Below are 25892 nucleotides of genomic sequence, written 5' to 3' on the forward strand. Positions count from 1 at the left end.
TCAATGAGTCGGAACCGAATGGCGGGCGGCGGCTTCCAGCCGCATACGATAGCGGTTGACGACGTGCCTCGTCACGCGAATGCCACACGCGATAATCCCCACCACGAACGCGCCGACCGCAAACAGCCGGTAGTCCACGAACGGTCCATAGTCGAAATAGAACGTTCCGTCTGCGCCCTGCTTGAGTTGTGCGTCTTTCTGAAACGTATGGGTTTTTCCGGTTGGATCGGCGAGGTTGAGCCACTCCGAACAGAACTGCACGGGGTTTTCCGAGCCCGGAACATGTTGGTAGGCCAGTCGCAAGCAAATGTCTTGTCTGGAATCATAGATATCCGGTGTCCGCACCAGCCGTTCAAAATTGAGGCCGGTCACCCAGATGCCGAACAGGAAGACCGCGTTGCACACCACCATCATCACGACGCTGAGGCCGGACGCAAATCGCCGGACCTTGGTCGCTCTTACTTTGGCCGCGGCACTCGCCTCGGGTGACTCAGGGAGGCTCTCTGAAGTTGCGTCCACACGCTCACCATCCGCTACGTCCCTTGTACCATAATCTGGGAGAAATCAGCGAATGACATGAACAAATCATCGACCTCTTTCAAGAGCGACAACCGGTTTCCGCGTATCGCCGGATCGTCGGCGTTGACCATGACCGCATTGAAAAAGTCGTCGATCGGACCCTTCATCCGGACCAGCACGTCCAGAGCCTGCCCGTACTCTCCGCTGCGCATCGCCGCCGCATAGGCTGCATGACTACTCTGTACGGTCTCATGTAAGGCGGACTCGGCAGCTTCCCGAAATAACGCGGATTCCACCGGCTTGCGATCCCACTGCTCTTTTTCGGTCAGCCGGTGCGCGCGTTTGAATCCGACGATGAGCGGATCGAACTCCGCCCGCACGGTAATCTGCTGCAGCGACTGCATCTTGTCGAAGAGATCGGTGAGATCGATGGACTGACGATCGGCCGACTTCAACACGGCCTCCATCACATCGTCCCGCAATTGGTGCGCGCTCTTGCCGTAAAAGCGGACCCGCTCAAACAGAAAACCGATGACGTCCGGCGCCCCGCCTTTGCCCGTCTGTGGCGCAGCCGTCACATTCTGACCGGCCAACACGTCTTGCGCCGTTCGTACGGCTTGCGCGAGATTCAGCCGCAGCTTGCTCTCGATCACGATACGCACGATGGCCGTGGCGTGGCGCCTCAGGGCAAAGGGATCCTCGGAACCGCTCGGGATCAGGCCGACCAGGAAAAATCCGGCAATGCTATCCAATCGATCAGCGAGGGACAGCACCTTCCCGGACAATGACTCCGGTAATTCCCCTTCCATCGCCCGCGGCAGATATTGCTCTCTGATCGCCGCGCTGACGGCCGCCGGCTCCCCGTCGTGTTTCGCATACTCGCCACCCATGATTCCTTGGAGCGCCGGAAACTCGCCCACAATTCCCGTCAACAGATCAGCCTTGCTGAGTTCCGCCGCGCGCCGGCAATCGTGCATCAACCGGTCGTCGCCGAGCTGCCCGGCTACATGCGCCGCCATCGCCACCACGCGCTGCGTCTTCTGATGCAGGCTGCCAAGCTTCTGGTGGAAGGTGACCGCAAGCTGCTTCGCCACTCGATCCGCCAACGAGGTCTTGCGATCCTCATCGAAGAAAAATTTTGCATCGGCCAGCCGCGCTGCCAATACGCGTTCGTTGCCCTCGCGGATCAACTGCATGTTCGCGAGTTTCATATTCGTGACGGCCAGGAAATTCGGCAGCAAGGCGCCGTGCGAGTCCACGAGGGAGAAATATCCTTGATGCTCTTTCATGGAGGTCATCAAAATTTCTTTCGGCAACGCAAGATAGTGAGGCTTAAAGGAACCCAGAATCGTCAGCGGACATTCCACCATATATATAGCCTGTTCCAGCAATTCGTCGTCCTGGTGCAGATGCCCGCGCGCAGACTTGGCCAGCGAGGCCAATTGGTCGAGGATCATGGCTCGCCGCCGATCCTGATCCACGATGACGCTGTGGCGTTCGATCTCCTTCAAATAGTGCGCGATGGACTTGACGGCAAAACCCTTCGGACCGGACACCCTGGCGCCCAGCACCCGATGTCCCTGACTGAAACTGCCGGCCTTGATCGTCGCGAACTGAATCGGCAGGACTTTCCCACCGCAGAGGGCCACCAGCCATCGCATCGGCCTGGCAAAACGCACGCCGGTCTGGTTCCACTGCATGGCCTTGGGAAACGATAACTTGGCGAGCAACTGCGGCAACGCCTGCGTCAGTACCGCGGCAACCGCCTGCCCCTTCTCCTGCTTCACCGCAAACAGATACTCGCCCTTCGGCGTCTGTCGAACCTGCAGATCTTCAACGGGAATGCCCTGCCCCGCGGCAAAACCAACGGCCGCTCTGGTGGGCTGCCCGTTTTGATCGAACGCCACCGACTTGGAAGGCCCCATGGCTTCTTTGACTGCTGACGCCTGCTGTGTTGCCAACCCTTCGACGAGCAGCACAAGCCGCCGCGGCGTACCCATCGTACGGACGGCGCCATAGGTCAGACGCAGGTCTTTCAGCAACGTCTCCGCTCCCTGCTGCAAGGCGCGCATGGCCGGAGCGACGAACTGATAGGGCAACTCTTCCGTTCCGATTTCCACCAGCAGTTCTGTGGTGGCTGGAGCCTTGGGAGCTTTGACAACCTTGGAGCGTGGGGCAGTCTTGGTCGTGGTCTTTTTGGATGGCATCGTCAGCTACTGCCTGCGGATCACTTGGTTGGAACGGGTGAATGAGCGCCGGCTCGCTTGCCGATCTGAGCCGATTGCTTGATCAAGGGATAGCCCATCGCTTCGCGATCGGCCAGATACGATTCGGCGCAACGCCGCGCTAGCGCCCGCACCCTGGCGATATACGATGTCCGTTCGGTCACGCTGATCGCCCCGCGCGCATCCAGCAAATTAAACATGTGCGAGGTCTTGATGCAGTAGTCGTAGGCCGGCAGCGTCAACTTCTTGTCCAGCAACCGCTGGCACTCGCCCTCGAAGGCTTGGAACGTGGCCATGAGCATGGGCACCTCCCCCTCTTCGAAGTTGTACCGGGAAAACTCGACCTCACTGCGGTGATGCACGTCGCCGTAGGTCACGCCGTCGGTCCATTGGAGGTCGTAGACGTTATCGACCTGCTGCAGATACATGGCGATGCGTTCCGTGCCATACGTGATTTCGCCGGTAATGGGATTGAGCGGGATCCCGCCGATCTCTTGAAAATAAGTGAACTGAGTGATCTCCATGCCGTCGAGGCGCACTTCCCAACCCAGCCCCCAGGCGCCGAGCGTCGGCGATTCCCAATCATCCTGGACGAACCGAATATCGTGTTTCCTGGGATCGATGCCTAGCTGTTTGAGACTCTCCAGATAGAGGCCCTGAATATTGTCCGGGGCAGGTTTCAGCACCACCTGGTACTGATAGTAATGCTGCATGCGGTTGGGATTTTCGCCGTACCGTCCGTCGGTCGGGCGGCGGCAGGCCTGCGGATAGGCGGCGCGCCAGGGCTCCGGGCCGAGGGAACGGAGAAATGTGGCGGGATGGAATGTCCCTGCACCCATTTCCAGGTCATAAGGTTGGTGAATAACACACCCGCGATCGGCCCAAAAACGATGTAGGGTCAAAATGAGGTCTTGGAAATTCACCGGATGTCCAGATCTAGCCGCAGGCTGCTCGTGGTAACGGATGAAAATCACGCTGAAGCTAGCAAGAACCGTCACAGGGTGTCAAGAAACTGAGCGTCCGATTTCAATAGGTTGCATAGGCGATGCTGTGATAAGGACCGCGCGGTTCGATTCTGTGGCCTCCGCCCCAAGGTGCTTGATTCATCAGGGCCAAGTGGTCTCAGCAATCTCTTCGTGGCGAGGGCGTTCTAGAACGCCCAGGTGAACGCACTGTTGCCTGTACGCTCCATGACAGTCACCATCCGGTTCACCCGCCTTCGTCCCACAGGGCCGCCCCTTAACCATACGTAGATGGATGCTCGTCACCTGCTCAACAGCTCCCGTGCGCTGTCCCCATTGTAGCCAATCGCGTTGAGTCCTTCGCACCTATAACGGTATTATGCGGGACTGTACAGCACGCTACCCCTGCGTTGGGGATAGAGTTGATACGTCAATGAATCAACACATGAATTGTGCGACAGCCGGCACGTAGTATCCGCGAACAATGCCGGCCAATATATTCAAGCGTTAGATCTCTTGGAACGTTAGGATTCGAATGGATGCGAGCACCGACAATTTGGCTTTTTCGCCGCACCCCATTGAGGCCGTCGGCCTGAGAGCGGGTGAAGGGCCAGCGGTACAAGTTGCAATGGCAATCGTTCAGAGAACTACTGCACTGCGCGCTTACAACACCTTCTCAAGTGGCCGCGATTGGATGGAAAAACTATCGAGCGCTTACGTCGTTGCACTCGCCACGCGTTCGGCAGACACGTATCTGATGCAGCAGATTCAAAGTTGTATCGTCGAGGATGCCGCAATTGCCTGCGCGAAGTGTCGAAAGATAACCTTGAACATTAACGTGATCCGCTCACGGTTGTTTCCCAAATTAGCGATGCTGCGGGAATACGCAAACGCACTAATCCACCACTTGGATCACCCGAGGAACCGGGGCATCGCGGAGTTGAACGTTCAGGGTGTTTTCGATTACTGTTACCATCTGTTTCAAGCGAACGCTGAACTATTGTTCGGTCGTATTCCAGAAGGTTCATTTCCGTATATGAAATGCAAGGAATGCGGAGCGAAAAACGCGGACTGCCAATGAAAGTATCCGTTCCAGCCTTTACCTCATGGTCAACAGGACCGCTGGCTCGCGTCGCTCGCCGAGGCCGACCACCAGGAACGATAGGCAAAGGGATTTGAATCTGTTCGGTGCTGAGGTATACTGAGCTCATGTCGTTCAATCTCCCACTTAAAGCCATGAGCCTTCAAGAGAAGCTTGCTGCGATGGAGTCTCTATGGGAAGACCTTGCCCGTACCCCAGAGGCTATTGAGTCCCCTGCCTGGCACAAGGACATCCTCGATGAACGCCGCCAGCGGCTCGCCGAGGGGCAATCTCGATTCATTGATTGGGAGGCCGCCAAAGCGGACATCCGAAACAAGCTCTCGTGAGAATCGAGCTTCTGGACGAAGCCCAGGATGATTTGATCCAGGGTTTCCACTTTTATGAAGACCGGGAAGCCGGTCTTGGGACCTACTTCCTAGACTGCTTATTCTCAGACATTGATTCCCTTCTCGTTTACGCCGGAATTCATCAAGTCATATACGGTCATCGCCGTTGCCTCTCCAAGTGCTTCCCTTTTGCCATCTATTACAGTGTGGAGGGAAATAATGTGGTTCGTGTGCATGCCGTATTGGATTGCCGGAGGAATCCGTTATGGATCAGGAAACGATTGAAAAGAGATGGTTAACCAGCCGCTCCCGCTCGCCGCCTGAAGCCGTGCCTAAGCTTGGATGTTAAGCACGCCATTCTCTCCTCGCTGACACTTCCACGCGATTCACGGTAATCCGATTCCACACCGACTCCGCGCTCTCCACCTCCGGAAGATCCTGATTCAATTGATCGGTGAGTGCGAGCGGGACTTCGATCGGGAGCCGTAGAAAATTCACCAAGGTGTTCTTGAATCGTGACACTCGCCTTGTGCTGCGGCAACCTGCTGCAATTCATTGCCCTGTTCAACTGAAACTATATTGGCTAAGAAAAGAGACTCCACAAGGCGCTTGAATCAGGATATCCGCAAGGTTTATTCTTCCAGTTCTTGAGCAACTCACTAGACAACTATCTAGGCCATGAAGTTCTCCAAGAAGAGTGAATATGGACTCCGCGCGCTGCTCGAGCTCTGCGAGACCTACGGAGGCCGCGTGCTTCAGCGCCATGAGATTGCCGAGCGGCAGAACATTCCCGTGGAATTTCTCGAACAAATCCTGCTCGCCCTCAAACGCGCCGGGCTGCTGGCGAGCCGGCGCGGCATTCGTGGCGGCTATTCGCTGATCAAGTCCCCGGAAGAGATCACGCTGGGCCAGGTCATCCGTATCCTGGACGGCCCTCTGGCCCCGATCAGCTGTGTCAGCAAAACCGCCTATCAAAAATGTTCCGACTGCCCCTATGCCGCCAAACCGTCCTGCCCATTACAGCAGGCCATGGGGGAAGTGCGCGATGCGATTGCCAATATTCTCGACCATTACACGTTGAGTCGATTCGCCCATAACAACCTGGTGAAAGGATCTTAATGCGTACCATCAACCACGCGGTGACGAGCTTGTTGGTCGCTGTCATGACGTATGGAGCCTGGCTGACCGTCTCCGCCCCGGCACAGGCGGCAGAAACGCGCGATCTGATTTTGGCGGCCTATAGCGTGCCCAAAGAAGCCTACGAACGACGCATCATTCCCGCCTTCCAACGTTTTTGGAAACAGAAGACCGGGCAGGATGTCCGCGTGCGCAGCTCCTATGGCGCCTCGGGCGCTCAGGCCCGCGCTATCATCGGCGGATTCGATGCGGATGTCGCCGTGCTCTCGCTGGAGGGCGATGTCGATCAAGTCGTCAAAGCCGGCCTGATCACGCACGACTGGAGAAAGGCGCCGCATGGGGGCATGATCTCCGCCTCGGTCGTGGCCCTCGGCGTCCGGAAGGGCAATCCCAAAGGCGTGAAGGGCTGGGAAGACGCGGCGCGACCCGGCATCGAAGTCTTGTATCCGAATCCGAAAACGTCCGGCGGCGCCATGTGGGATGTGATCGCGATTTATGGCGCGGGGCTGAAACTCGCCGAACAACGAGCGGGAAAACCGGTTGCTCCGGACGCGGCTGCGACGCAGGCAGTCGACCTGCTCACGCGCATCCAGCGCAACGTGAAAGTCATGGACAAAAGCGGGCGAGAATCGGTAACGACCTTCGAGCGCGGCGTCGGCGATGTGATTGTGACCTATGAAAACGAATTGTTGCCGCGCGTAAAAAGCGGCCGCCCCTACGAAATCATCGTGCCGGACGAAACCGTCTGGATCGAAAACCCGGCGGCGGTGGTCGATACCTACGCCGATCGTCATAAGGCCAAGGATCTGGCCGACGCGTTCGTTGCCTTTCTCCACGGACCGGAGGCGCAAGCCGCCTTTATTGAACTGGGGTTCCGCCCGTTGGACCGGGGCACAGCGGCCCCTGCATCGGCTTCCACACTGCCGCAACCGGCGCACCTGTTCACCATTGCAGAGCTCGGCGGATGGGAGTCAGTGAGCACCACACTCTTCGGCGCACAAGGTGTCTGGACGAAGATTGTCGAAGATGTGTCGAAACGGTAGGACGAGGAACGATCGTTGACCTCTCATCTGTTAATCAGCCTGGCACTACGGTCTGCGGCCGTTGGCTATGTGCTGCTCCTGATCTTTCTCCCTCTGGCGGCCCTCGCGCAACAGTCTGTCGCGGCGGGATGGGATCGCTTCATCCAGGATTTATCGGCGCCCCAAGCGGCGGCGGCGCTGTGGTTGACCATTGAAACCGCGGCAATCGCCACCGCCATCAATGCCGTCTTCGGCACCATCTCGGCGCTCGTCTTGGTACGCTACGAATTTCCCGGCCGCTGGCTCTTGAACGCGTTGGTCGATCTGCCATTCGCCATCCCCACCCTTGTCGCCGGATTGATGATTGCGGCGATTTATGGCCCGACGAGCGTCCTGGGTACCTGGCTCCAACAGGGTGGGCTGACGGTGCTGTATAACCAGCCCGGCATCATTCTGGCGATGCTCTTTGTCACCATGCCCTTTACGATTCGCTCCCTGCAGCCGGTGTTGATGGGATTGGAGCGCGATCAGGAGGAAGCGGCGTTCACCCTCGGAGCCAGCCCCTGGACCACCTTTTGGAAGGTCACGGTGCCGTCGGTCCTGCCCGGCCTGCTGACCGGCGTGTTCCTCACCTTTGTGCGAGCGCTGGGCGAATTTGGTTCCATCGTCATCGTCGCGGGCAATATCCCGATGAAGACACAGGTGGCCTCGGTCTATGTCTACGGAGAAATCGAGAGCTACAACCCGCAGGCAGCCACGTCCGTCTCAGTATTGATTCTGCTCATATCGTTTGTAGTGCTGTTGCTGCTGGAACGGCTGACCCGGCGTCCGGGTGAACGGTTACCCAACCTGTTTCTCTGGTCGAGGCAAGATGACCAGCCGAGCCACGATTCCGCGCTGCCGACTGCTGCGCACTGAAGGGTGAACTGGGCTTGAAACCGTGGTGAACATAACGGGAGTGCGGGCATGCGTTGGCTGTTGATCGGGATCGTCTGGGTCTACTTTCTGGTCCTTCTGGTGGGCCCGATCCTCTACATGGCCAGCCAGAGTTTCAGCGAGGGGCTGGCGGCGTTCTGGACGGAAATCTCGCGGCCGGAAGCGCTGCACGGATTCACGCTCACCGCTGAAATCACGCTGATCGTGCTCGTGCTGAACCTTATTTTCGGGACGATGACGGCGCTGGTGCTGGCGCGCCAACAATTCTGGGGCCGCAGTGTGGTGAGCGGCGTGATCGATTTGCCCTTTGCCGTCTCGCCCGTGATCTCAGGGTTCATGCTAATCCTGCTGTTCGGACCGGACACCATGCTGGGCGCATGGTTCGGCCAGGCTCATATCAAGGTGTTGTTCGCGTTGCCTGCGATGATTCTCGCCACGCTCTTCGTCACGTTTCCATTCATGGTGCGGGAACTCACGCCACTGCTGCAAACACTGGGGACCGAAGAAGAAGAGGCTGCACGGACGTTAGGGGCCGGCGAGTGGCAGGTGTTTCTCAAGGTGACGCTGCCCGCATTGCGCTGGGGCCTGGTCTATGGCGCCACCCTCACGGTCGCGCGCGCGATCGGCGAATTCGGGGCCGTGCTCGTGGTCTCCGGCAATATCCTGTTGCTGACACAGACCGCCACCTTGCATATTTACCAAAGCTATGTCGATTTCAACTATGTGGCGGCCAATGCCGTGGCATTGACCCTGCTCGCCGTTTCCTTCGCAATTCTCACGGTACTGGAAATTGCCAAGGCCCGGGCAGAAACAACCGTCGCGGAAGCGGGAGCGCAGTAAGCCGGTGAAAATAGAAGTGCGCGAACTCACAAAATCATTCGGTTCCGCCAGGGCGGTGGGCGGCGTCTCCTTCGTGGTGAACGAAGGCGAACTGCTCGGGTTGCTAGGCCCCAGCGGCAGCGGCAAAACCACCGTGTTACGGTTGATTGCCGGCCTGGAAGCGCCGACCTCGGGCGAGATCTTCATCGACGGCAAGCGGGTCAATGACCTCACCGTGCAGGAGCGAAACATCGGCTTCGTCTTCCAACATTACGCCCTCTTCAAACACCTGACAGTGTTCGACAACATCGCCTTCGGCCTCAAGATCAAAAAATGGAACCGGCGGGATATCGAACAGCGTGTCCTGGAACTCCTGGCCTTGATGAGCCTGGATGGACTCGGCGGCCGCTACCCCCACCAGCTCTCCGGCGGGCAACGGCAGCGTGTCGCTATCGCCCGCGCCCTGGCCCCACGCCCGTCCGTGCTGCTGATGGATGAACCGTTCGGCGCGGTCGATGCGAAGGTCCGGCAGGAGTTGCGCGAGTGGCTGATTCGCCTCCACACGGATTTGAACGTGACCAGCCTGTTCGTGACGCACGATCAGGAGGAAGCCATGGAGGTGTCCGGGCGTATTATTGTGTTTTCCAAAGGCAAGCTGGAACAAGCCGGCTCCCCCGCGGATGTATATGAAGAGCCAGCCACCGAGTTCGTGGCGCGGTTTATCGGCTCGATGAATATCGTGGAAGGCGTGGTGCGGCGCAATCAAATCCAGGTCGGTTCGCTCGAATTTCCCGCCCCCGGGTTTTCAGACGGCCAGAAGTTGCAGGTCGGGTTCCGCCCCTATTACGTCAAGGTCGCGGAAGATCCCACGCGCTACCGTCAGCAGGCCAAGTTACGGCATATCTATTTTTTAGGCGTCGCCTACCGGCTTGAGATTGAGACCCCGGACGGACTGATTCTCCGCTCGCGCATGAACAAGGAAGAATTTCGCCGCTGCAATTTTACGGTCGGGCAAGCGGTCTCTTTTGCCGTCACCCATTTTCGCATCCTGCCGCAAGAAGGCGCTGGACCCTCGATCGAGGCCAAACCCGGAAGCCCGGTCACCGGACCGCTGACGCCCTAGCACCGATCGTTCCAACTCCTCCTATCGTGGCCTTACATTGTCACGGCAGTGTCTTAACGCTGCCTAGTTGCTGAGTGATCTTTGAGCGCAACATCGTGACACTTCAGCCGCATCACGCTGTCGAAATTCTCGCCTGCGGACAGGATGCCCTCAGTCGCTTCCTTCAGAATCAGGCGCTGCAAAATCAGCACAGCGGATGATCGCAGACGTATGTGAGGCTGGCCGCCGAAATCACCATCGGCTTGTACGCACTCGCGATGGGATCGATCGAACAGGGCTGTGCTCTAGACGTTGCAGGCTGCCGACATTGCAGAAATTCACACCTTGGTGACCCATGCCAAAGATAAGGTGCGAGATCGTTTTACGCGCGTGTTTGTTGTCTCCCCTCGCCGACCGATCCGTTGCATCTTGTTCTCCTGCTGAAAGATGTTCGAGAAATCGTTTTCTCGATTTATCTCAGATCCCGGCTCTCCCGTTTTGATGAACACGCCTAGTCTATCTTCCTGAGATACAGCAGCCCGCCGCCCGGGAAGGGTACGGTGAGCATGCGCTCGCCGCCGCCAATGAGGAGGTCCTCCTGGTTCGTGCGTCCGGTTTCGAACTCCATCCACTCCACGGTGAAGGGGCCGCTTGCGCCGCTTAAATTGATGGTCACCGGTCGGGTCCCCGTCCCATCGCCAGATTCCGCTGTCACGCCGCCAGCCGGGACATAAATCAAATATTCGCGCCCCCGATCAGCAAGACAGTACCCGGTCGAGGCCAGTTCGCCTTGCGGAGTCACACGCCTCAGGTCCAGTCGTTCGGCCCACCGGCGCGCCTGTCCCATCGCCACGCGCGCGCGCTCGTGCTGCGGCTCATTCAAAACCGGCTCGCCGATCGTGAGCCCGTGCACCGCCTCGAGCGGATCCATATAAATGGGGTTGTATCCCCGAAAGAAACTTTCCCACACATAGTCCCGATCGCCGCCGATGCCGTGGATGTGGTCGGTGTCGAGGAGCATCACTTTGCTTCCGTCCGCGGCAGGAGGGTGACGGGCATACTTCGTGTAACCGCCCGGAGAGATCCAGTCGGCCTCACTCTCGAACAGGAAGCGGTTTTCACCACCGCCGAATTCTCCGAGTTGAAAGAAGGTCATGCCGACCGGATGCGGCATGAAGCCGCGTTCACGCTCATAACGTTTGATGACGCGAATGAGGTGATATTGCCAGGCGACCGACTCGGGGGTCGCTTCATTCACCACCTCGTAGAGCACATTGTCCAGGTCATGAAGCGTTTCCAGCACCTGCTTCACATAGGCCTCCTGGACCTGCGATACCTGAACCCCTGGCGATCGATGAACTTCCATACCCAGCCCATCGCCGTTGGCATCGCCGTCAATGCCGTTCACATTGTTGCTGCCGTTCAACGGATGCGCCTTCCACGCGTCCGGCGTCACCACACTGAAGCCTTGAAAGAACATCACGGAGACATACATACCGCGTTGTCCCGCTTGTATGACTCTGGAGCGAAGCCGATCAAAATAGGCAGGGTTGAAGCGGGACAAATCGAGTCGTGGCCGGCCGTCCAGAGCAAGGCCCGGTCCCGTTCGCAGATACAGAAGTGGCTCGACATCATTTTCATTGGCCGGAGGATTCGCGAGCCATCCTCCCTCCAAACGAATCAATTCAGTCACCCACAAGCGAATGAAATTATGATGCAGGGACGCCAGCCGATCGAGGTAGGCCGGATAGGCGAACGTCTGCGTAATATCCTGAAAGTTTTCCCACGAGTGGGAACCGGTCAGATACACGATCCGGTTGCCGGCATCGACAAAGTAGCGTGGATTGTCACGGGACTGTCGCAGAGGGCCGCGGGTCTGCAGCGGCGGCGGATCATCCCCCGCCCGGAGATCCGCTTGGCCCGCTAGGCAGAGCAGTAGGACGGCCATGATATATTTCAACACCGTTTTCCACTCCTTCGAATACTGCACAGCTTCCTCCGCCGGACACCGCGCCTTGCGCAATCGAAAGCCGAGGCACAGATACAATAGGCACGAACAACGGTGATTCCCTCGCGAGGGCAGGCCCTGTCTTGGCGTGGTGGAACGGACGCCTTAGTAGTAGGTGATCCGGCGCTCGCGGACATGGGATTGTTTGATCCGAACTTCTTTATCACGCACCTCCCACCACTGAAACGTCTCGGTGATCCAGTTCCCCGCCGTATCGTAGTCATAGCGGTACGTCTTCCGGTCCGTGAGCCGTCTGCCGGCATCATAGATGCGTTCCTCGATCTGGCTGCCCCGCTCATCGTAGCGAAACTCCGAATGGCCATGCCTTCGCCCGCGCAGATCCGACACGACTTTTTCCCGCACCTGTCCGCGATCGTCGTAGATGATCGTCACGTCGTGCCCCACATCGAACCGATCGCTTGTTACCACCTGATGACCGGCCGCGTCATACCGATAATTCCGTTCGAATCGCTCCTGTACGAGACGCCCGGCGGCATCATACGCATAGAGGTTCCGGTTGACGACCTGCACCGCATTGTAATGCAGGCCACGCCTGAGCCGGTGAGAGTCGTCGTATACATACAGGGACACGTTTTCGAACGTCCCGTCGCCCCATGCCGCCAACTCGGCGGAGCGATTGCCCCGCGCATCATAGACCGCACGGGTCTCCTTCACGAGTTCGCCTCGCGCATCACGCACAACTTCGGCCAGACGGTTTCCGTCGTGATCGTAGACATAGGTAAATCGCAGCGGCCACAAACCTTGTGACGCATCCTTCCCACCCTGAATCCGTTCGAGAATACGGCCCTGCGGATCATACCGGTCAGTTTGCGTCAGGAGGCTGTCTGTTGTGTCAACGGATTGCACGGCTCCAATCAACCCGTCTTCTTCCCTGGCCGAGAGTTGGGCTGAGACGACAGGCAGCGGCAGGCCCGCCGTCATGAGGATGACCAGGCAGAGGAGAAGAACGAGCGGACAAAGAAACGCCACATTCCGCCGAGGCCGCACCTCGAGCGATCTGGAGACGACGCACAGCAGGGCTCGTGCGGACAGGGCTTCCGGTTTCCTACTCGGCGGACGCCAGGGAGCCGAGAATATGGTATCCCCCATCGACGTAGATCACCTCGCCGGTGATGCCGCGGCCTAATGGACTCACGAGGAACAGCGCCGTATCGCCGACTTCGCCCTGTTCGGTCGCCCGTCGAAGCGGCGCGAATGCACGGTGGTGGTCCACCATTTTGCTGATCCCGGACACGCCGCGAGCCGCCAATGTTTTGATTGGTCCGGCGGAGACGGCATTCACCCGAATATTCTTCGGCCCGAGATCGTGGGCAAGGTACCGCACCGTCGCTTCAAGCGCGGCTTTGGCAACGCCCATGACATTATAATGCGGGACGACTCGCTCGCTGCCGAGATAGGTCAGCGTGACGACTGAACCGCCTTCCGTCATCAACGGCATCGCCGCACGCGTGACGGCGACGAGCGAATAGGCGCTCACGTCGAGGGCCGTCGCAAATCCCTGGCGGGTGGTGTTCACAAATTCTCCGGTCAGTTCCTCACGCGGAGCAAAGGCGAGCGAATGGACGACAAAATCCAATCGACCCAGTTTCCCGGCGGCCTGTTTCATCATCGCGTCGATCTGACTGTCATCTCCGACATCACAGACGCAGGCTGAAGCGCCCGGAAGGGTCTGGACTAATTCTTCGACGTTTTCGCGCAACCGTTCGTTCTGATAACTGAACAGCATCTGCGCGCCTTCCCGCGCGGCGGCCTGCGCGATGGCCCAGGCGATACTATGCTTATTGGCCACACCGATGATCAGACCCTTTTTACCTTCTAGCAACATACCGGCTTGTGCTCCTTCGATGAGATGACACCCGATTGGGCGCTGAACATACCATGATTCGACCGCGGAGTGAATTGCGCTTCCTCTCCAAGGTGAGCAGGATGGAGCTCCGTTTCAATTACGCCCCATTCTTACCCACCCAACCCCGGCTCGCGGAGCGAGGCCTTTGCCCATGCGAGGGCTTTCTGAAACCGCGCGTTGCGCGAGCAGGAAAGGGACCCTCCATCCTGCTCACAACTTCTTTCTCACCTCTTTCCAATCCTTCGCACCCCTGGCTTTGCGGGGCAATTCGCCCTTGGGCAATTCCGGCACCACCACCACCTCCATGCGATGCTGCAGCAGCATGTCCGCAAATGCTCTCGTGCGGCCGATGCCGGATTTCATGGCCGTCCAGCCATCGTTCTTCAAGGCATCGAGTGTTGCGCTCAGTCCTCCCGGCATCGGTGGCGCCACGAACCCGGTCGGAAACTGATGCGCCTTCAGCCACCGGCGCACCTGTCCAATGGATGCGTTCCCCATCGGCCCCTGTTCGTCGCCCGACACATAGACCACGTTGTAATAATACTGGGTCAGCCGGGATAATTCCTCGGCGGCTTCGGGAAAAGGCATTGGCGCCGTGGCATCCGCTGACCCGGTAACAGACGAGGCTGCCGCTGCCGACGACGTGGGTGCCGGTTGAACAAGCGCGGCTAGTTCCACGACCAGAATCGGCCGCCGGCGTTCCCACACGCACAGCGTCGCGTCGACGTTCTCCGCCGCGATGGGAGCTTCCGCATCGACCGACACGCTGATCACATTCATGCCCCGCATCTTCGCCAGATAGTCGAATGAAACCTGGCCGGTCTCATTGGTCTTGCCAATGGCAACTTCCCTGCCGTCGATCTGCAGATGCAGCACTACCCCGCCCAACGGCGGACTTGCGGCCCCCGTCTTCGCGGCGACCTGCGCCTCTATTCGAACCGCATGATTCGGCAAGGTCAGCACATCGCGCACCGTGAGCGTGCCGGGCAGCTTCTCGGCCGCTTCGCCCGTTGTCACAGCGGACACGATAGCAAACAGAACCAAGCAAATGGCGCGCAACCCCGGACGAACAAAATCTGACATGGTGCGGTTGGCCTTCTCTGCTGAACAGCACATGCGTGCTTAGGAAAAGAGTCCGCGGTCGCGGCTGACGATCAGATAGGTATCTCCCATGCAGAACAACACGAGGCCGAGCAATGGCACGAGGGCAAAGGAGAACCAGCTCGTCCACATGATAGTCAGCAGCCCACCCGCGACGAGCAGCGGCCCGCCTCGCTTTTCGCCGATATAGAGATGGCCGAGCCCGGGGATGAGAGACAAGGCCGCGGCACGGAGAGCATGGGATGGTTTTTCGAGGGGATCCATAGGAGCCAACGAGGAGTCACCGGCGCAACCACTCCGCGATCCGGAGCGCAACTACGCCTTCAGCGCTGCCAACACCTCATCCACATGACCCGGCACCTTGACTTTCCGGAAGGCGGCTTTGATCCGGCCCGTTGCGTCGATCACAAACGTACTGCGCTCAATACCCAGGTATTTGCGGCCGTACATGCTTTTTTCTTTGTAGACCTCATACGCCGTGCTCACTGCCGCATCTTCGTCGCTCAACAGCGCAAACGGCAAGCCGTACTTGGCGATAAACTTCTGATGGGAGGCCTTCCCGTCCTTGCTGACTCCCAGCACGACCGCCCCGGCCTTCTTAATCGGCGCCAGTGAATCCCGAAAATCGCAGGCCTCTTTCGTACAACCGGAGGTATCGTCTTTGGGATAAAAATAGAGCACCACCTGTTTGCCCTTCAAGCTTTTGAGCGTCACGACAGTGCCGTCCTGATCCGGAAGGGAAAATTCCGGCGCCTTTGCCCCCACTGCTACTCCAATTGCCATGTCGCGTGTCTCTCCTTCTCAACTATCCTTCGTCGCCGTTACCGTGGTCCGCTGCCGATCGTGGGCCGGTTCGTTCCATAAGGATGTTCCCTTGCCGGCCCCTTTGGGGCCTCGGGGTTCCCGAACGGGCGCAATGCCGGGGAGTCCCAGATGACCTTGTCGCCGGGAGCCAGGTTCGCCGCCTCGATGAATTCCTGCCGGGCCTGATCGGTTTGCCCCAAGGCGTTCAACGCTAACCCGTAGTTGTAATGCGCCTGCCCGGAATCCGGTGCGGCTTTGATGGCCTGTCCGAAGAACTCTTTGGCCTCAGCCATTTGGCCGGCCAGAAATGCCTGCCGCCCCTGGTTGTTCAGCGCGTTCGCATCGGCCTTGGCACCGTACGCCAGGTCGAGAGGCACGAGCGGTTTCGGCTTCTCATGGGCACAGGCCGGAAACGACAGTACAACCACGGCTAGGGCTATCCACAGACTCGCTCTCATCACACCACCTCGTTGATCTCGTTCGCCAGCGCGTCATGGCCTGGCGCGTTTTTTCTGTTCTTCCTCGGACGTTTTTCGATACATCACGTCCCATTCCGGACTGCCTTCCACAATCTGCTTCGAATAGGAGGCCAGTTTCGCCCGCACCTTCTTATCAATGTCCGCGTCCAGGGCGAGTTCCGCAGCGACCACTCGCTTGATCTCGCGCAAGATCTTCCCGTCCTCCTCAGTCAGCCTGCATTGAGCGCTTTTCTTCAACGCGCCAAGTATCAGATGGGCAAGATGGCTGGCTTTGTCGTCACTGATCACGGGTATGGCTCCAGTCCCGAGTGGTGCAGCCACTCATAAAATGATCCCGCGTTCGCGCACCAGCTTCTGCTTGATCATCGTGAACATCTTTTGATAGTCGACCTGCCCTTGCTCGATTTGCCGTTCGTAAGGCTGCATCATCCTACGCACCTCAGCATTGAGCCGGTCTTCCACCATCAGCTCCTCCGTCATCGTGTGTTCCAACGACTCCCGAAGCGCCTTTCGATCTCCGGTGACCTCGAGATAGCTCAACTCATGCAAACGAGCGATCACCGAATCTGCCATATGATGAACCCGTTCCTTCGCCAGTCTCATGGCAATCGCTCCCCTGCTCGGTTCGCCGCAAAAGACCCTACGCCGTCGGCTCTATTCTCTCCACCCGAATGGTGCTCGCGTTCATGGCCTGCCGAAGTGTCGCCGCGTCACCCAGAACCCGTCCGATGACGTTCACACGGTCGGCAGGCACAGGGTCAGCCCCCATGCTCATCGGCGTGCGTCCAAAGAAAATCGCCAAGACCTGGCCGGCTCCCCAGAATGCCACGTCACCGATTTTGACTTGCGTCGTCGCTGTCTCTCGGTGATCTTTCACGCCAGGAATTTTAAAATAGAACTCTTCGCCCCACACATTCAACGGCCCCTCCGCCGGCAAGGCCCGATACAATTCTTCGGCTGTTCTCGTCCCCTTCAACTCGGCATCCAGCTTGACGCCGCCGACCGTGATTCGAATTCGTTTCACCGTGCCGTTCGTGGTCATGACCCCTCATCTGTGCCGTGGTAGTCTCCGCCACACCATAATGACGAAACTCCGCACCAGTCGCGGACTCTAACTTGTTTATCCCTTGAAATCAAGGTTACAATCCTGTCTGAAAAATTCGCGCCCGCGCTTATGCTGACGTCCACGTTTGTCCATCTGAAAGGTATCGGCCCCTCGACTGAGCGGCGTCTGTGGGAAAACGGCATTGCCGATTGGTCGGCCTTTCGGCGTGAATCGCACCTGACCGGCATCGCCCCCGCGCGTAAAGCCGTCTACGATACAGAGCTGGCCCTTGCGCAGACCCACCTCGACCTCCATAACCCTCGCTATTTCGCAGACTGCCTGCACACCCGCGACCATTGGCGGCTATTTGAGACCTTCGGTGCGCGGGCTCTCTACCTCGACATTGAAACCACAGGGCTATCGGCCCGCGAGGGGCAAGTGACCATCGTCGGACTTCATCGCCAGGGGCGCATGCGCACCTTAATCCAAGGCCAATCGCTCACACAGGAAGCCATTCAAGATGAACTTGATCAGGCCGACCTGCTCGTCACATTTTTCGGGACGGTCTTCGATCTGCCATACCTGCAAACCTGCTTTAAAGGCTTGCGAGTGTCGATCCCTCATTTCGATCTCTGTTTTGCCGCCCGACGCGTCGGCTTGCAGGGAGGGTTGAAGTCCATCGAACGGGAGTTGGACATTGCACGGGAATCAGATCTGCTCCAGCTCGACGGATTGGAGGCGGTTCGGTTGTGGCAACGCTACCGCGCAGGCAACGACGCCGCCCTGGACCAGCTCGTTCGCTACAATGCGGCCGACACTCAAAACCTCGAGCCCCTCGCGGCCCGCCTCTACGATCGGCTGGTCTTGCAATACGGGCCGCAGTCGCTCGGTCTGGTCGGTTAACGTGGCAACACCTCATGGCAGGTGGGAATGGACCGGATACGGGCAAACCGACCGCGGACTGGTCCGCTCCAGCAATCAGGATGCATTCCTCGTCGACAACCGACGCCGGTTGTGGGCCGTAGCCGACGGCATGGGAGGACATCCCGGAGGAGACGTGGCCAGCCGGATCGTCATGGACACCCTCGCTGACTTTTCGCCCAGCCTCATTCGCGGCTCTGTGAACCCCAGCGACGACCAAGCCGGGCATCAATCCTTTCTCCTCACGACCATGGCGGAACAGGCCCATGCAGCCGTCCGCGCCTATGCCGATCGTCACCCGCCCTTCTACGGCATGGGAACCACATTGGTCATGGCACACCTGCTGCCTGAGCCCACCCCGCAGCTCCTGGTTCTCAATGTCGGCGACAGCCGGGCGTATCTGGTCAGAGCAGGACACATCACGCAAGTCACGCGAGACCACACCCTTATTGCTGACTATGTCCGCGACGGTACTCTCACTCCAGAGCAGGCTGCCCGCCATCCGGACCGGCACGTCCTAACCAGGGCGATAGGGCTTGACGTCACCGTGGACAGCGATCTCTTTACGCTCGAACTCCGCACCGGCGATCTGCTGCTGCTCTGTTCCGACGGCCTCAGCAACATGTTGCCTGACGAGCGCCTCTTGGAGATCGCGCACTCGCACAGAGACAATCCCCCCCTCACAACCCATGCCCTGATCCAAGCCGCAATTGATACGGGCGGCATCGACAACATTACCGTGGTTGCCTGCACCGTGACCGGCACACCTGATCAGGGAAATATCCATTGACACTGCCTCAAGGCACCAGGTAGCCTCAAGCCAGTGGCACCCGCAGAGAGAGGCCTCCAAGGCCTTCACATGTTCACTTCTATGAACGCGCAACCGACTCACTATCGTCCATTCAGTATAGGCCTCCGAACGTGGCTTCTGGTCGGTCCGCTCATGGGAATGTTATGCATTCCTACAGCACGAGCCGAGGAGCCGCGTGATCCGGAGGCCACCCTGCGGACGCTCGTTCAGGCCAATGCCGAACGGGATCTTGCCACCATGTCGAAATACATGTCACATGACATGGATGCCACTGGGTATACGATTGACGGACGCAAGTACATCGGATGGCCGGATCTGGCCGCCGATATGCGCAGCGAGTTTGACTCGGTGGTCAAACTTGAAATTCCAATCACCAGCCTCCGCATGTGGACGAAAGGCGATGATATCGCCTGGTTCGCGATGGAATTGAACTATATTCGGTACAGCAACCCGGACGACCTTACCCAACGGATGGTCCTTCCCCTTCGAGAAACAGGCGTACTGGAGCGACGAAACGGCCGATGGATCCTCGTGGCCTGGCATGAATCGACACGCCATCATGACAGCGGAACGGAACAGACGGCGGCCAACCGCACGGCGCTGCTCCATCGCGCCTCGGATACGCAGCCGGCTGTCCAGAACGGCGTCGACTTGAGCGGCGAATGGGAAGTGACGGAAATCGAGGATAATAAGAAATACGTTGCTACGTTGAATGCCCAGGGTAACGGTCCCTACACGTGGCAAGGCGGACAATTTTCCACCACCAGCTTTGACGATCGACGTTGGCAGGGCACGTGGAAACAACCGGGAAATGATCGCGAAGGCGCCTTTGAAGTCATTCTCTCGGAAGATGGCACCGAAGCAAGAGGCATTTGGTGGTATGTGCGTGTCGGCACCAGAGACAATATCCCGCCGCGGCAGCATGGCGGCAGCTACCTGTGGAAACGACTCACCCCGCCTCCGACGGCTCCTTAACGGACGGGCGGTAACTCCCGACGGAGCTTCACACACACACCCATGGACGGCCGGTCTGTTACAACGAGGAGGGGCCTATGAATCGTGCGCTTCTATTGGCAGTCATGTTATTGAGCCTCACGAGTATGGTGTATGCCGACGGCGGACATGATCACCACGCCATTCCAACCATGCCGAGTTTAGGCGAGACGAGACTGACCATCGACGACCAGACCGTCACGCTCACATTCGGCCCTGTCGATCTCCCGACCGGTCACGACGGCGATCTGGCCTCCAGCATGCCGAAGAAGGTGTTCCAATTGCCGGAGGACACCTATATGGTCGGCTACAAGTCCGAAGTCTTCACCAAGGATGGCAAGCCGCTCCCGAAGAATTACTTGCATCACATTCTGATGTTGAACAATGACAAGCCAAGCGTCTCGTGCGATGGAGAACCGTTATTTTTTGCCGGGGCCGGCCTGGAGATGACGGAAGCCCGTTTCCCGGACGGATACGGGGTGAAGTTGGGCAAAGGCCAAAACCTCATGTCCGTAGTTGCGTTTTACCACAAGGCACCGCCGACGAAAGACGTGATGGCACGCTTCACGATGTATGTCGCCCCGAAGGGCACGAAGGTCCAGGAGATGGACGTCTACCAGGTGGGCGTGAACATCGTCTGCTACAGCAAATTCGCGCAACGAGGTTCAGACCAGACAGATGAAGGCATTGAGATTAAGCCCGGTGTCTCGGTGCTTTCCGCGCCCCTGAAATTCAACATGGATGGCTGCGTCAAGTTCGCCTATCCCCACGGGCATGACGAGCTACTCATGGTCGCGCTTGAGAATACGACTTCAAAGGAAACGCTCCTCCGCACCGTTCCCGAGGTAGATGCCGACGGCACGTTCCGGGACTTCCGTCCCCATCAGGTCTACCGGGATGGTAAAGGATTTCCGGTGACGAAGCAGGACGACTACGAGATGGTGATGGTTCACCATCACCTTCTGCAAAACCCCAATATTCAACATGGCATGGGGAACTATCTGCTTTATATGACGCCTGGCGCTTGTCAGCAGGCATCGACCACGGCCTCGGCGCACTAATCGGAACCGTTGAGCGCCCACCACAGGACGATTGCTGTGGTGGGCCAGGCCCAACCAGACATCAGTCCTGGCAGACTAGACACACCAGGCCTGGCTCCAATCTGAACACTTTCCTCACCTTCACGCCACGCCGGCCCACTTCAGTTTTGACGCTCGAATCAAATTTCCCCTACAGAAGTGGAACCGCCCCCTCGGGCGGCGGACTGGGATTATCAGGAAGGTGTATGATATTGAACCAGTCATGCAGTGCACTCAGTTCGGGAAGGACAGATTTGTTCGCCTGAGAGGGAGGGTATGCTCAGCACTGTACGGTGGCGCGTTTCCCGTGGCGCAGATAGCTACCGGGCATATTGAACGCGCCCCTGCATGAAGACCATGAGATCTTCCATGTCCTTGCCCGAACCCTCGCTTCATATCCTCCTCATCAATGAGAATCCAGACGAAATCAAGTTGGTGACAACCAGCTTGAGAAGCTTTTTCGCCGGCTGTCGCATCGAAGCCGGATACTCGTCCGAAGAAGCCCTCGCATTCAGCCGTCAGGGCGACTGGCATATCATCCTTATTGATCAGGATCTGAGTCCGGAACGGGGCCTGGACCTACTTGCTCGCCTCCGTCGCAATGCTCCCTACGCCGCGATCCTACTCCAGACCAACGAGAATGACTCACAAACTGCCGTCCACGCACTGCAGCACGGCGCCGACTTTTTGCTGTTCAAACGATCTCCCGGCTTTATCACTGAACTCCTTTTTTCGGTACAGGAAGCCCTTGAAAAACGTGACTTGCAAATGAAGCTGGACCACACGTTTCAACGGCATTTGCGTGTGATCGAAACACTGAGCGATTTATCATACGAACTCGACGCGGACGGCCGCTTTGTGTATGTGAGTCCGACTGTCACGGCTATGCTTGGGTATACCGCGGATGAACTCGCCGGTCGACACTACTCCCTCTTGCTTCCTCCTCACCAGGAACCAACCGCACGGTTCCGATTGAATGAGCGCCGGGCAGGCAGCCGTTCAATTCGCCGAATGGAATGCACGTTGTACCGGAAATCCCTTCCGGATACGCCGCCGGAACCCATCACCGTAGAAATCACAGCAAAAGGACTCTTCGATTCCACCAACCGCTACCTGGGAACCGTCGGCTTGCTACGCGATCTGTCTCAACAGAAAGCTCAACAGAACCGCCTGGCTGAACTGGAATCGCGCCTTCAGGAGACCAACCGCCAACTCGCCCTCTCGCGTGAGGCGGCCCGGGTCTCCCGCCAATTGCAACAGCCCCTCACCTCTTTGCTGCAAGACTCACAACGATTGCTAACATCGATCCAACACAGCCGGATCGAGCAACATGTTGAAACGATGATCGCTCAGGCTTCGCAAGCAAGCCAACTTGGCCAGCAGTTGGCAGCAGCGATTCACGCCCGCCCCATGGAATTTGTTCCTCTCGACCTGAACGACGTACTTCAGACGGTTGTCCAGACTGCACAAGATGAGACAGAAGACACACGCGTACGGCTCACCACTTATTATGCAGGCAATCTTCCAGTCATACTTGGTTCGCGTCCGGCATTAGAAAACCTCGCGCACATCTTGCTCGCCTATGCGCGTCAATACACCTTTCACAACTTGCCCCCCAGGCTTATCCTGAAAACCACCGCACTGGCCATGGAAAGCCGTGGGGCTGCTTCACAGGAAGCGGCATCGCACCCGCGGCATGTCCCTACATATGCAAGCTTTACCATTCGAGGGATGGTCGGCGATCTACGCCAGCCTCCGGATAACAGACTAGGCCAGGATCGTTCGGCGGAAGGATTTTTTCAAGCACACCAGATTGTTCAGGCACATCGAGGCGCCATCGAGGTCGAACATACGCCCGACAGCGGTTTGGCGATCACGGTTCGCATCCCTGCTTCGGAGGACTTTTCGCTCGCGCCGCAGCCTCGTGAATCACCGGCCCCGACCACCTCGTCTACCCGGTTTGATGGTCACAATCCCGCCCGATCCATCCCAGGACAACGTCCTGAACGTCGCCGATCAGAACGCAAGCCATTCTCCTTACCCGTTCAATTGTCGATCGGGGGCACAACCCTTCGCGGGCTATTGCGCAATATGAGTACCGAAGGGGCGCTCCTGACTATCCAGGGATTGGAGGCGTCCATCCACCTGCAGCCGGCCTATGTCGTCATTAAGACCCCAGTGAGCTTCCTGGAACTTCAAGGCGTGGTGCATGAACGACCGTCCGCGGATTTGCCTCTGCCAACTATCAAAGACTTCGTGATTTCTTTTTTCCCCGCCGCCGAACATGAGCTCAATGTCCTCAGATCGCTGCTTGATGGCCTAAAGGACGGCTCGACACAGATCACCTTCGAAGGATTGATTCTTCCTTCGCCTCCAGCAACCGTGAGCCGCCAAACCGGTCTCATTTCATCCATGCCCATGCCGGAAGACCGGCGCGAAGCCGTTCGACTGAACGTGTCCTGTCTCGTTCACGTGACTGAATCCCAGGCCTCCTCATCGCACTCGTCCGGCCGGATCCTCAATCTAAGCCTGAACGGAGCCTGCATTGATCTGCCTGGAGAGGCCATCTTATCCGGAAATCCGCAGGTCATCCGCCTGACTCTTGATGAATCGATTGAGATGGTATCCGTAACGGGCGCCCATCAAGCGCAGAAGGCCAACCAACCATTAACGGCGCAGATCATCTGGAAACGTCCGGCGCAACTGATGCCGACAACCAGCCGTGCAGCATCAGGAGAACAACGGCAACAAATCGGGATACGCTTTGACGGTCTGTCCTCCCCGCACGAATACAAACTTCGTGGCATCATGGAACCCGGGTTCCGCGCGGGTCAGAATTTCGCCGAACGGCAGGCTGACGCTCCCGTACTCACGGACTCACACAGCCTGCGAAACCGTGAAGGGCACACGATTGCGTTACAGCATGATTTCCCCACACTCGGCGGCGGAGAGCATGATCCGCTGGTGCTGCTCTGCCCGGAGTACGGCACAACGCAGCACGCCTACGTAGCCCTGGCGTATACATTGGCCGGCCGCGGGTTTCATGTGCTGCGATACGATCACAGCCGCCATATCGGGCTTAGTGACGGCGACCCGTCGCAAACCACGTTCACTTCGCTGGAAGACGACCTTGATGCCGTGCTGACCTTCGCCCAGGAAAATTGGCCCCAAAGGCCTCTGACCCTCCTGGCATCGGACCTCCTCGGTCGTATCGCGCTGCGAAGAGGTGATTGGCACAGACGGCTTCGTCGCCTGATTCTTCTCAATCCGACACTCGACCTCGGACAGTGCCTGATAACCCTGCACCATCGAGATTTGTTACGCGAACATCTGGACGGCGCGCGCCTGGGACTGGGCAATCTGCTCGGTATTCCGCTCGACATTGACCATTTTCTGGCCGACGCGGTGGCCGCACAATATACCGATGTGACTGTGCTACGAGATGAACTCGCGCAGTGCGGAACGGACGTGGTCGTCATAACCGGCGGGCAAGATGGCACTGACTGTTCGATTCCGGCCCCTGCCCCAAATCTTTTGAACGAGGTGCTCTCTCAGCTGGGGGCAAACGGCAGGAAAGTGATGCTACCGTCGTCCGTCCTGACTGCTGGACGGATTCCATCGTCGACTCTGCGCGCAAGTTGGCAGCAACTTTCACACCTCTGCCACGCGGGGCAGGCGATTCACGAACCTAGTCCCACAATGCTTCCGGCGCTCTCACGCGCAACGTCCACTCGTGCCCGATTCGAACGCGATCAACTCCACCACAAACAGGCCATTGGTACCGCGAGCAACGAACGACTCTGGTCAGCGCTCACCGATCTCACATGTGCCATGGATGAGCTGCCGGCACATTGGCACTCGATCGATCAGCTCTACCAACTCCTGCAACCACTCGATGGAAACCTCGGGCTTCTGGATATCGGCTGCGGGATGCATTCTTTCGCCCGGTTGCTCCTCCTGAACCTTTCGTATCGCCTACGCGCCCAAACGTGGCCCCATGCCAAACCCCTCCGGTATGTCGGCATCGACTTCTCCTCCACCGCGTTGCATGCGGCGCGGATCTCAGCACAGGAGGCCAGACAGCACCTGGATAAGCTGTTTTCGGAGCGCCTCTCCATACCGGCACCCATCACCCAGCAATGGGTGCTCGGCCGATCGTCAGAAGCACTGCCTTTTCCCGACCATTCATTTGACCGTGTGGTGGCAAATCTCTCGCCAAGTTTTGCGCGGTCACCGATGCACACGCTGCGAGAACTCTTCCGCGTGCTTCGCCCCGGCGGAAAACTTATTTTGAACGTCTTCACCCCTGCCACTGATTTAGCCCGCCTCTACAGGCCTGCCGTACATGAACTTGGCCTAGACGCATTTTCGGGAGCGCCCCGCCTGGCCTTACACCGCATGGCACAGTGCCGTGTTGCACTACGTACAGGACAAGTGCATACGTTCGAAGAAGAGAGCCTGACCATTCAGCTCTCCCGCTTCACACCTATTACACCGCGACTCGTTCGCGCTCTCTCCGGGCAGATGTTGCTCGCCGCCGCTGAAAAACCGGATTCCTCTGGCTGAAACAATAGGGCGCATATATACTTCTCTCACTAGCGCAATACGCGCAGTGGGTCAGTCGACACCACGGT

26 protein-coding genes and 1 pseudogene are annotated in these 25892 nt (G+C 58.3%); 14 read left to right on the forward strand and 13 right to left on the reverse strand.

What is annotated here, in order from left to right:
* Genes GDA65_08430 through GDA65_08440 form a run of 3 tightly spaced genes read right to left on the reverse strand, consistent with a single transcriptional unit; the run spans nt 1 to nt 3667 of the window.
* Nucleotides 1–519: a hypothetical protein gene (locus GDA65_08430; protein ID MBA5862719.1), complete on the reverse strand. Its 519-nt coding sequence runs from the start codon at nt 517–519 to the stop codon at nt 1–3.
* Between the two features lie 14 nt (nt 520–533).
* Entirely contained in the window at nt 534–2726 is a 2193-nt protein-coding gene (locus GDA65_08435) for a glycine--tRNA ligase subunit beta (protein MBA5862720.1), read from the reverse strand.
* Nucleotides 2727–2746: 20 nt separating this feature from the next.
* Nucleotides 2747–3667: a glycine--tRNA ligase subunit alpha gene (locus tag GDA65_08440; GenBank protein ID MBA5862721.1), complete on the reverse strand. Its 921-nt coding sequence runs from the start codon at nt 3665–3667 to the stop codon at nt 2747–2749.
* Between the two features lie 574 nt (nt 3668–4241).
* Here GDA65_08440 and GDA65_08445 point away from each other — a divergent pair.
* The 9 genes and pseudogenes from GDA65_08445 (at nt 4242) to GDA65_08485 (ending at nt 10665) form a co-directional block, all read left to right on the forward strand.
* The gene (locus tag GDA65_08445; protein ID MBA5862722.1) at nt 4242–4787 is read left to right on the forward strand and encodes a hypothetical protein; all 546 of its coding nucleotides are present in this window, start codon (nt 4242–4244) and stop codon (nt 4785–4787) included.
* A gap of 128 nt (nt 4788–4915) precedes the next feature.
* Entirely contained in the window at nt 4916–5134 is a 219-nt protein-coding gene (locus GDA65_08450) for an acyl-protein synthetase (protein MBA5862723.1), read from the forward strand.
* Nucleotides 5131–5433 (forward strand): type II toxin-antitoxin system RelE/ParE family toxin, encoded by a 303-nt coding sequence (locus GDA65_08455; protein MBA5862724.1) that lies wholly within the window; start codon nt 5131–5133, stop codon nt 5431–5433. The genes GDA65_08450 and GDA65_08455 overlap by 4 nt, the downstream gene beginning before the upstream one ends.
* A gap of 379 nt (nt 5434–5812) precedes the next feature.
* Nucleotides 5813–6253: an Rrf2 family transcriptional regulator gene (locus GDA65_08460; protein ID MBA5862725.1), complete on the forward strand. Its 441-nt coding sequence runs from the start codon at nt 5813–5815 to the stop codon at nt 6251–6253.
* A gap of 44 nt (nt 6254–6297) precedes the next feature.
* Nucleotides 6298–7314: a sulfate ABC transporter substrate-binding protein gene (locus GDA65_08465; protein ID MBA5862726.1), complete on the forward strand. Its 1017-nt coding sequence runs from the start codon at nt 6298–6300 to the stop codon at nt 7312–7314.
* Nucleotides 7315–7329: 15 nt separating this feature from the next.
* Nucleotides 7330–8211, forward strand: coding sequence for a sulfate ABC transporter permease subunit CysT (cysT, locus tag GDA65_08470; GenBank protein ID MBA5862727.1), 882 nt, complete (start codon nt 7330–7332; stop codon nt 8209–8211).
* Between the two features lie 48 nt (nt 8212–8259).
* Nucleotides 8260–9069: a sulfate ABC transporter permease subunit gene (locus GDA65_08475; GenBank protein MBA5862728.1), complete on the forward strand. Its 810-nt coding sequence runs from the start codon at nt 8260–8262 to the stop codon at nt 9067–9069.
* A gap of 4 nt (nt 9070–9073) precedes the next feature.
* Complete coding sequence (gene cysA / locus GDA65_08480; protein ID MBA5862729.1) at nt 9074–10171, forward strand: sulfate ABC transporter ATP-binding protein; 1098 nt, start codon at nt 9074–9076, stop codon at nt 10169–10171.
* Nucleotides 10172–10248: 77 nt separating this feature from the next.
* Nucleotides 10249–10665: pseudogene (locus GDA65_08485) on the forward strand (hypothetical protein).
* On the opposite strand, the gene GDA65_08490 reads toward GDA65_08485, so the two are convergent.
* From GDA65_08490 to GDA65_08535, 10 genes are all read right to left on the reverse strand, one after another.
* Nucleotides 10662–12113 carry a hypothetical protein gene (locus GDA65_08490; protein ID MBA5862730.1) on the reverse strand — a complete coding sequence of 484 codons (1452 nt, stop codon included), beginning with the start codon at nt 12111–12113 and terminating at the stop codon, nt 10662–10664. The pseudogene GDA65_08485 and the gene GDA65_08490 overlap by 4 nt on opposite strands.
* 150 nt (nt 12114–12263) lie before the next feature.
* The gene (locus GDA65_08495; GenBank protein ID MBA5862731.1) at nt 12264–13148 is read right to left on the reverse strand and encodes a hypothetical protein; all 885 of its coding nucleotides are present in this window, start codon (nt 13146–13148) and stop codon (nt 12264–12266) included.
* 76 nt (nt 13149–13224) lie between these two features.
* On the reverse strand, nt 13225–14004 hold the full coding sequence (locus GDA65_08500) for an SDR family oxidoreductase (GenBank protein MBA5862732.1): 780 nt from the start codon (nt 14002–14004) through the stop codon (nt 13225–13227).
* A 231-nt stretch (nt 14005–14235) separates the two neighbouring features.
* A complete protein-coding gene (locus GDA65_08505) occupies nt 14236–15108 on the reverse strand; it encodes a hypothetical protein (protein ID MBA5862733.1) in 873 nt (290 codons plus the stop codon).
* A 39-nt stretch (nt 15109–15147) separates the two neighbouring features.
* Nucleotides 15148–15390 (reverse strand): hypothetical protein, encoded by a 243-nt coding sequence (locus GDA65_08510; protein ID MBA5862734.1) that lies wholly within the window; start codon nt 15388–15390, stop codon nt 15148–15150.
* Between the two features lie 51 nt (nt 15391–15441).
* On the reverse strand, nt 15442–15909 hold the full coding sequence (locus GDA65_08515; protein ID MBA5862735.1) for a thioredoxin-dependent thiol peroxidase: 468 nt from the start codon (nt 15907–15909) through the stop codon (nt 15442–15444).
* Nucleotides 15910–15947: 38 nt separating this feature from the next.
* Nucleotides 15948–16391: a tetratricopeptide repeat protein gene (locus GDA65_08520; GenBank protein ID MBA5862736.1), complete on the reverse strand. Its 444-nt coding sequence runs from the start codon at nt 16389–16391 to the stop codon at nt 15948–15950.
* 30 nt (nt 16392–16421) lie between these two features.
* Nucleotides 16422–16730: a DUF507 family protein gene (locus GDA65_08525; protein ID MBA5862737.1), complete on the reverse strand. Its 309-nt coding sequence runs from the start codon at nt 16728–16730 to the stop codon at nt 16422–16424.
* Nucleotides 16731–17012: a DUF507 family protein gene (locus tag GDA65_08530; protein ID MBA5862738.1), complete on the reverse strand. Its 282-nt coding sequence runs from the start codon at nt 17010–17012 to the stop codon at nt 16731–16733.
* Nucleotides 17013–17049: 37 nt separating this feature from the next.
* Entirely contained in the window at nt 17050–17451 is a 402-nt protein-coding gene (locus tag GDA65_08535; protein ID MBA5862739.1) for a hypothetical protein, read from the reverse strand.
* 132 nt (nt 17452–17583) lie between these two features.
* Here GDA65_08535 and GDA65_08540 point away from each other — a divergent pair, with 132 nt between their 5' ends.
* From GDA65_08540 to GDA65_08560, 5 genes are all read left to right on the forward strand, one after another.
* A complete protein-coding gene (locus GDA65_08540; GenBank protein MBA5862740.1) occupies nt 17584–18357 on the forward strand; it encodes an exonuclease in 774 nt (257 codons plus the stop codon).
* The gene (locus GDA65_08545; protein MBA5862741.1) at nt 18260–19165 is read left to right on the forward strand and encodes a SpoIIE family protein phosphatase; all 906 of its coding nucleotides are present in this window, start codon (nt 18260–18262) and stop codon (nt 19163–19165) included. Before GDA65_08540 ends, GDA65_08545 begins: the two co-directional genes overlap by 98 nt.
* Nucleotides 19166–19234: 69 nt before the next feature.
* Nucleotides 19235–20161, forward strand: coding sequence for a hypothetical protein (locus GDA65_08550; GenBank protein ID MBA5862742.1), 927 nt, complete (start codon nt 19235–19237; stop codon nt 20159–20161).
* Between the two features lie 77 nt (nt 20162–20238).
* Complete coding sequence (locus GDA65_08555; GenBank protein ID MBA5862743.1) at nt 20239–21240, forward strand: hypothetical protein; 1002 nt, start codon at nt 20239–20241, stop codon at nt 21238–21240.
* Nucleotides 21241–21606: 366 nt separating this feature from the next.
* Nucleotides 21607–25824, forward strand: coding sequence for a methyltransferase domain-containing protein (locus GDA65_08560; GenBank protein ID MBA5862744.1), 4218 nt, complete (start codon nt 21607–21609; stop codon nt 25822–25824).
* The last annotated feature ends 68 nt before the right edge of the window (nt 25825–25892 follow it).

This window comes from Nitrospira sp. CR1.1 (assembly GCA_014055465.1).
Taxonomy (GTDB): Bacteria; Nitrospirota; Nitrospiria; order Nitrospirales; family Nitrospiraceae; genus Nitrospira_A.